This window comes from uncultured Veillonella sp. (assembly GCF_905209685.1).
GTDB lineage: Bacteria > Bacillota > Negativicutes > Veillonellales > Veillonellaceae > Veillonella.
In genome coordinates, this window is record NZ_CAJLUB010000083.1 from 1 (window position 1) to 8,209 (window position 8,209).

Consider the following 8,209-nt stretch of genomic DNA (forward strand, 5'->3'; position numbering starts at 1 on the left):
AATTCGACGTTATCGTTACAACAAACTTGTTCGGCGATATCTTGTCTGACGAAGGTGCTGTTATTTCTGGTTCTATCGGGCTTTTACCATCTGCATCCATGGGTACTGGCACAGCGTTGTACGAGCCAATCCACGGTTCTGCACCAGATATTATGGGTCAAAACTTGGCGAACCCATTGGGCACCATCTTGTCCGCAGCTATGATGTGCCGTCACTCCCTTGATTTACCTCAAGTGGCTGACGCTATTGAAAAAGCTGTTGAACAAGTACTCGTTGATGGTTATCGCACAGGCGATATCTACCGCGAAGGGTTAAAACGCGTAGGTACCACAGAAATGGCGCAAGCCGTAATCGAACGTTTATAATAGGTGCGATTGAGTGCGTACTTATGTATTGAAGAGAGGGTAGTAAGGCCCTCTCTTTTTTGTGGGAGGCGTTATGTTACCATATTTTTTACTAGCTTTATCTATAGGGCTTGAGTTATTTGCAACGACCATGTTGAAAGCATCTGATGGTTTTACGCGGCCGTTACAGACTATTGCCTGCGTATGTGGCTATGTAGGATCTTTCTATACATTGACGCATGTACTGAAATATATTCCACTCAGTGTTACCTATGCTACCTGGTCTGGCGTAGGCCTCGTGGTGACAGCACTCATTTCTGTCTTTATCTTTAGTGAGGGCTATAATATGTACACCATTTTTGGGATAGGTCTTATTGTAGTTGGTGTTGTCATCCTTAACTTGTGGGGAAATGTAGGTCACTAATCTATAAGTCTGTTAACATAGCCATTAATTAGATCGGTCTTATATTATAATTACCATAATCATATTGTTAGATGAGAGAAGAGCTAATAAGGAGGCCTTTATGAATTCTTCCATGTATCGAAATTTAACCATTACTGCGTTGTTGATGGCATTAGCCATCATGATTCCTATTATGATGCCTCTGAAAGTTGTCATTCCACCGGCTTCGTATACACTAGCGAGTCACGTGCCTATATTCCTAGCCATGTTCTTGTCCCGTAAGATGGCTGCTTGTGTTGTTATCGGCTCTACGCTAGGTTTCTTTGTAGCTGGCTTCCCTATCGTTATCGTTATGCGCGCTGCATCTCATATCATCTTTGCCTTGATGGGGGCTTATTATATAAAACATCATCCAGGTGTATTAACAGGGGCCTTATCCTTTGCTGCTTTCAACTTTGCTTGTGCTATCGTTCACGCCATCGGTGAAGTGCTTGCGTGTCTATTATTCTATACGACAACTACGATACCGAATATCGATCTAATTTATGTCGTATTCGTTCTAGTAGGCGGCGGTACTATCGTTCATAGCATGGTTGATGGATATATTGCGTTATATATCTATAAAGCAATTCCAGGATTATCTAAGCCTGAGAATAAATAATAGGACGTTATCCTAGCTTATCTAAGCTAGATAATAAACAACCTGCTATTAAAACTGCATATGCTCGTAACCACTCATGGGAAATTTATTGTACGCTAATGTATAGAATTTGATTACCCATGAGTGGTTTTTTAGAATAATTATCAAATCTGTACCTACAGATACAGACTTAACTATGCGATATGGTTATAATAAAACCATAGTTAATGACCGAGTTGTGATATATGCATAGGTACATAGATAGGTACATATACACAGATGCCACATAGGCCGTACATATTGTTAATTGTGAAAGACTTTCACAAGAATTATGGAGGTTATTATGAGAAAGCATATAAAAAATAACGTATCTTGGGTTGGTAAAATTGATTGGGAATTGCAAGAATTTCACGGTTCTGATTACAGCATTAATAATGGATCTAGCCAAAACGCGTACTTGATTGAAGAGGAAAAAACCGTCCTCATCGATACCGTATGGAAACCTCATTCTTCAGAGTTTATAGATAATTTGGAATCTGAAATTGATCTAAACAAGATTGATTTCATCGTATGTAATCACGGCGAAGTCGATCACAGCGGTTCCTTGCCAGCGTTGATGGAAAAAATCCCTAATACGCCGATTTACTGCACAGAAAATGCCGTTAAGTCCTTGGTTGGTCAATATCATCATCCAGAATGGAATTTTAAAACTGTGAAGACAGGTGATTCTGTAGATATTGGCAACGGTAAATCTTTGGTATTCGTAGAAATGCGCATGCTCCATTGGCCTGATTCCATGGCAACGTACATGACTGGCGATAACATTTTGTTTTCCAATGATGCATTCGGTCAACACTTTGCGGTAGAAGAATTGTGGGCAGATAAGGCCGATCAATGTCGTCTATGGGCAGAGGCGATGAAATATTACGCCAATATTTTGAATCCATTCTCTCCATTGGTAAAAGCTAAGGTTGAAGAAATTCAAAAGCTCAACTTACCAATTGATATTATTGCTACTAGCCATGGTGCAATTTGGCGTGAAAACCCATTGCAAATCGTAGAGAAATACTATGAGTGGTCTCAAGCATACCAAGAAGACCAAATTACAGTCGTATATGACACTATGTGGGATGGTACAAAGAAATTAGCCCATAAAATTGCTGATGAGATTGCTAAACAATCTCCTGATACACGGGTTAAGATCTTTAATATCAGTAAAACAAATAAAAACGACATTATGACAGAAGTATTCAAATCAAAAGCAATTGCCGTTGGTTCTCCGACAGTAGGGAATAGTGTTATCTCTTCTGTAGCTGGTTGGCTCGACTTTTTGCGTGAATTGAAGTTTAAAAATAAAAAGGCTGCCGTATTTGGTACCTACGGTTGGTCTGGTGAATCTACGAAGGTACTTCGTGAAGAATTAACTAAATATGGTTTCTCCGTGGTGGAACCTGAAATTAAATGTAACTGGAACCCAGATGCAGATGATTTTGGCAAAGCAGAAGAACTTGTAAAAGCCTTGTTGGCTTAATATATAAAAAGCTCCTAACGTTTATGTAACGTAGGAGCTTTTTGGTATTTATGATAGCTATGGAAAGAATATGGATGCTGTATATATAGATTAAGCCTTGTTTTGTAAACTTATGCGAATATTTTGGGTGATATATGTATACTTATTAACTTATTTAAGTAGATGTAGAATACTATTAAGAATAAATATAAAATTATTATAAAATTCAGAAAAATGATTAATTATTCTCTTATTAGAATTTCAGAAAGAGTTCATGAAGTTAATATGAATAAGGACTGATAGGCTATTTGAAATATTTATAAAACTTATTAAAGCGACGATTATTTATAAGTTATACAAAATATATTCTGTAGAATCCTTAAAAAGCTGTGACTTTTCTTACTCATCATTAAAAATGATGAGTATATTGATACAACAAAGAATGCCAGTAATCATGCTATTTTTTGGAATTATGAAGAGTTATTAATGAACTTTATATGGGAAAAAGGCTTGTTTATATCGTAAAACTTTGATATGCTATGCGGGTAATCAACAATATAAATTTTTCTTAAATTGAATCGAATATATTTCTTATGTGAGACGTGAGAAGTATATTTTATCAGCCCGAGGAGAGAGGCGGAACTTAGAGAGGTTGAAAAATTGTATTGTGTTTGGTTAAGAATTTTAATTTAGTGAGGGTGTAAGATGAGAGAAAACAAACATTCCAAAAAATTAGCGTTTGCTGTATTGGCTGCTGCTGCAGCTGTAGGTGCTACTGTTGCTCCTGTAAGTGCAGCAACACCTGTATCTACAGCAGATGGTTTTATTTTTGCAGCCGTAGGTGATCAAGCTGGTCAAACCCCAGATACTACACATAATAGTATTTCTTATGGTACTGTTGCAAATGGTACAGCTACTAGCATCGCTGTAGGTCAAGGTAATACAATTACAAGCGCTAATGGTTCTAGCAGTGCATACGGTAACCAAAACTCCATTAATGGTAACCAAGCTAATGCTTTCGGTGATGGCAATACTGTAACAGGTGCATTTGCACAAGCTTTCGGTGATAGCAACGTAATTAACGGTACAAATGCTATCGGTTATGGTTATAACAATACTGTAGCTGGTACAACTACAAACTACCGCGATCGTACTTTCGATAATGAACCTGATTCTGCTACACTTCAAACTGGTTCTTGGAACAGCAATTCTGTAGCTATCGGTTCTAAAAACACTGCATTAGGTAGCTCTGCATTGGCAGTAGGTAACGAAGCAAAAGCTAAAATGAGCGAAACAATCGCTATCGGTCACGAAGCTCAAGCTGACAAAACTTGGGGCATTGCAATCGGTACTCGTGCAACAGCTTCCGATGTACGTTCTTTAGCTCTTGGTCACCAAGCAAAATCTACTGGTTACAAAGCTAATGCTATCGGTGCTGATGCTACAGCTAATGGCAACCATGCTAATGCAATTGGTTCCTCTGCAACAGCAACTGGCGATCATGCACAAGCATTCGGTGCTGGTGCACAAGCAACAGGCGTACGTACTAACGTATTCGGTTCTGATGCAGCTGCAACTGCTGACTACAGTATTGCAATCGGTAACAAAGCTAATGCTTCCACTGCAAACTCCATTGCATTAGGTGCTAACTCTACTACTCGTTCTGCTACTAACGTAACTAACGCAACAGTAGCTGGTCATACATATGGTGGCTTCGCAGGCACTAGCCCTGTAGGCTCTGTATCCGTTGGTAAAGCTGGTGAAGAACGTCAAATTCACAACGTAGCAGCTGGTAAAATTTCCGCTGACTCCACAGATGCTGTAAACGGTAGCCAATTGTACTCCGTAGCAAATGATTTGCAAACTCAAATCAACAACTCCACACCAGGTCAAATCAACAATAATATTACTAACTTGAACAACCGAGTTGGCAATGTTGAAAAACGCGTAAATAAAGTAGGTGCAGGTTCTGCTGCATTGGCTGCATTGCATCCATTGGATTTCAACCCAGATGACAAATGGACAATCGCTGCTGGTTATGGTCACTACCACAATGCTAACTCCGCTGCATTGGGCGCTTTCTACCGTCCTAACGAAGACACAATGTTCTCCGTTGGTGGTACTGTAGGTACTGGCGAATCTCAATTGAACGCTGGCGTATCCATTCGTCTTGGTAAACGTTCCCCTGAGTCCCGCTCTCGCGTAGCTATGGGCCGTGAAATTGCTGAATTGAATGCACGTCTTCAAGATATGGAAAATAAATATAACAACTTGTTACAAATCTTGACTCCACATGCAATTGATCCTAGCAAAACTGCTGAATTCCCAGACGTTCCTCGTAACCACTGGGCTTACCAATACATTAGCCAATTGGCTGGTAATGGTATCCTTGTTGGCTATCCTGATGGCACATTCAAAGGCGACGTTAAGATGACTCGTTACGAATTCGCTACTATGTTGTACCGTGCACTTCAAAATGGTGCTCCTATCGATGACAACATGAAACGTGCTATGAACGAATTTGGTCCTGAATTACAAAATATTCGTCTTAACCACTTCCGTGTGGATCGTATTTCTGGTGCTGACAACGATCGTCATAAAACAGAACGTGTTCGCGTTAACAACGAACCTAAAACTCAACGCGACGTATACGGTTCCCGTATTAACCAATAATACGTTGATAACAACTTCCCCTCGAGCTTGTGAAAGCTCAAAAACAGGATGTATCCCAGTGATACATCCTGTTTTTTTATGCTTATATAGAATTGATATATTAACCCTGAAATATAAATAGTGAAATTAATATTTATACATCTTATGTATGTTGGATAACTTTTATAATAGATAAAATACTAGTATTACGATATATCATTCTATGTTTTCTTATTGGGTATAAAAACTTCATATAATATTTATGTAAAAATCTTGAAAGTAAATATATATAGGTGTATAATAACGTTCATAAGTAATAAATATACATAGTTTATGAATAAAAATATAGATATGAGGGAAAGACCATGAAAGAATTTAGACAATTAACTGTAGCAGATACAGCGGAATATCATAAGGTATTAATCGACGGTTATGCAGCGATTAAGGACTATCCGATTACATTCGATGCTATCGATTTTACAGAGGAAGAATCCAAAGAATGGATCGAGACCTATCCTGTATATGGATTGTATATTGATGGACAACTTGTAAGCTCTATTACATTCTGTATGCCGTGGGTGAAATATTCTACACCGGATAAATTTCCACACATCGCTCACTTTGTAACCGCACCAGAGTTTAAAGGAAAAGGTTATGCTCGGGAAACTCTTGGCTATGCTGAAGAATTATTGATTAACCAATTTAAAACGCCTGCTGTTACATTGGGGACTGCAAAAGAACATCCATGGTTGCCTAAAATGTATGAGTCCTTTGGCTTTAAGGCCTATGACAAAGTTCATTTTAGAGGTAAACAACATACTACCATACTTTTCAAAAAGGATTTATTATAGTTGCCTAGTAACTAATTAAACCTTATACATAACTATTTTGATATAGAGTGTACTTAATGTGACATAATAACTGTATCAAATGAGAGTAATGTATAAGGTTTATTTGTTTATGCAAAAAAAACATATTTGGGTATATAAAGTAAACATATATATTATATAATGTAAACATATATATTATATCTATGGACTATAGAACTAGTTTATAGATGGTTTGTAGAAAGGATGTGAGACTATGTTAGTCTTATCTGGTATTTTAGTGATGGTCATCGGTCTGATGCTGCGCTTTAATGCCTTGTTAGTTGTCGTAGCCGCAGGTTTTGTAACGGGCCTTGCAGGTGGTCTCAGTATCAACGATATCGTTGGTGCCATTGGGGAGGCTTTCGTTAAAAATCGTTATATGTCATTATTTATTTTGATTTTACCTGTTATTGGTCTTATGGAACGTCATGGCTTACGTGAACGGGCAGAAATTTTGATCGGTAAGATCAACGCTGCTACGGCTGGTCGTATCTTTATGATTTACTTATTTGTGCGCCAAGTAACTGTAGCTTTTGGTATTAACATGTCCGGTATGGTTGCCATGGTACGTCCGTTGATCGCACCTATGAGTGAAGCTGCAGTAGCGCAAGGTCGCCCAGTATCTCAACGTACTCTTGATAAGGTGCGTGGTATAGCTGCTTCTGCAGATAATATAGGCAATTTCTTCGGTCAAAACTTGTTCCTTGCTGCTGGTGGGTTATTGCTTATCAAAGGTGTTATGGAACAATTAGGCTATTCTGTAGAGTTAACAGATATGGTGTTATACGGATTGCCAACAGCTGTTTGTGCCTATATCGTTAATTTCATTCGCTTTATTATCTTTGATAAAACAATTCAAGCCTCTGTAGCTCGTGACGAAGAGGATATGAAAGCTGGTAAATTAGTACCTAATGAATTTAATATCCTTGTTACACCAGAAGAATTAAAGAAGGAGGCTGAATAATATGCTAGAACTTATCTATAAAATGCAGCCCTTAGATTATGTATACCTTCTCGTAGGGATCATCTTATTTATCTTTGCCATTCAATCATTTTTAGATAAAGAACATAAATATCGTATCGGTACAGGTTTATTCTGGCTCTTGTACAGCGTGTCCTTTATCTTTGGTTCTTATCTATCAAAGGAAATAAATGGCTGGCTCGTTATCGCCATGGCTGCTATCGTCTTGGTAAAACAACTCGGCAAAGGTCATTACTTTGAATCTCCTATTGAATTCAAAAAAGACGAAGCAGTCCGTATTGGTAATGTTATTTTCGTACCGGCTTTACTTGTTGGTATCATCACATTCATCATTGGCTTCTTTACTAAATTAGGTGCTCTTGTAGGCATTGGTATTGCCGCAATCATTGCTATGGGTGCTGCTCTTTACATCACTAAGGGTTCATTTAACCAAGGCTTCCATGAAGGTCGTCGTCTTATCGATGCTATCGGTTGGACTGCTATCTTATCCCAATTATTAGCGGCTCTAGGCTATTTATTTAATTTAGCTGGCGTTGGTAAAATTATCTCCAGTGCTGTAGCTAGTGTGGTACCTGCAGATAATGTATTCCTCATAGTTGTAGCATACTGCATCGGTATGGTCATCTTCACAATGATCATGGGTAACGCTTTTGCAGCCTTTGCAATGATTACAAGTGCTATTGGTGTTCCAATGCTCGTTGTAGCTCATGGTGCAAACCCAGCTGCTGTTGGTGCTATCGCAATGCTTGCTGGCTATTGCGGTACTTTGATGACACCTATGGCGGCCAACTTCAACATCGTACCGGTAG

At 38.5% G+C, this 8,209-nt stretch carries 8 protein-coding genes; all 8 read left to right on the forward strand.

Features of this window, described 5'->3' with window-relative positions:
* Nucleotides 1–365: isocitrate/isopropylmalate family dehydrogenase (locus QZ055_RS06645; protein WP_295825473.1), on the forward strand; the 365-nt coding region annotated here is incomplete at its 5' end.
* 73 nt (nt 366–438) lie between these two features.
* Nucleotides 439–768 (forward strand): multidrug efflux SMR transporter, encoded by a 330-nt coding sequence (locus QZ055_RS06650; RefSeq protein WP_295825476.1) that lies wholly within the window; start codon nt 439–441, stop codon nt 766–768.
* 100 nt (nt 769–868) lie between these two features.
* Nucleotides 869–1,408, forward strand: coding sequence for a hypothetical protein (locus tag QZ055_RS06655; protein ID WP_295825479.1), 540 nt, complete (start codon nt 869–871; stop codon nt 1,406–1,408).
* A 322-nt stretch (nt 1,409–1,730) separates the two neighbouring features.
* A complete protein-coding gene (locus QZ055_RS06660; protein WP_016476159.1) occupies nt 1,731–2,918 on the forward strand; it encodes an MBL fold metallo-hydrolase in 1,188 nt (395 codons plus the stop codon).
* A gap of 684 nt (nt 2,919–3,602) precedes the next feature.
* Nucleotides 3,603–5,570: an S-layer homology domain-containing protein gene (locus QZ055_RS06665; RefSeq protein ID WP_295825484.1), complete on the forward strand. Its 1,968-nt coding sequence runs from the start codon at nt 3,603–3,605 to the stop codon at nt 5,568–5,570.
* A gap of 344 nt (nt 5,571–5,914) precedes the next feature.
* On the forward strand, nt 5,915–6,400 hold the full coding sequence (locus tag QZ055_RS06670) for a GNAT family N-acetyltransferase (protein WP_005387448.1): 486 nt from the start codon (nt 5,915–5,917) through the stop codon (nt 6,398–6,400).
* A gap of 232 nt (nt 6,401–6,632) precedes the next feature.
* Complete coding sequence (locus tag QZ055_RS06675; RefSeq protein ID WP_101928628.1) at nt 6,633–7,382, forward strand: DUF969 domain-containing protein; 750 nt, start codon at nt 6,633–6,635, stop codon at nt 7,380–7,382.
* 1 nt (nt 7,383) lies between these two features.
* The coding region (locus QZ055_RS06680; RefSeq protein WP_295825487.1) for a DUF979 domain-containing protein at nt 7,384–8,209 on the forward strand (826 nt) is incomplete at its 3' end.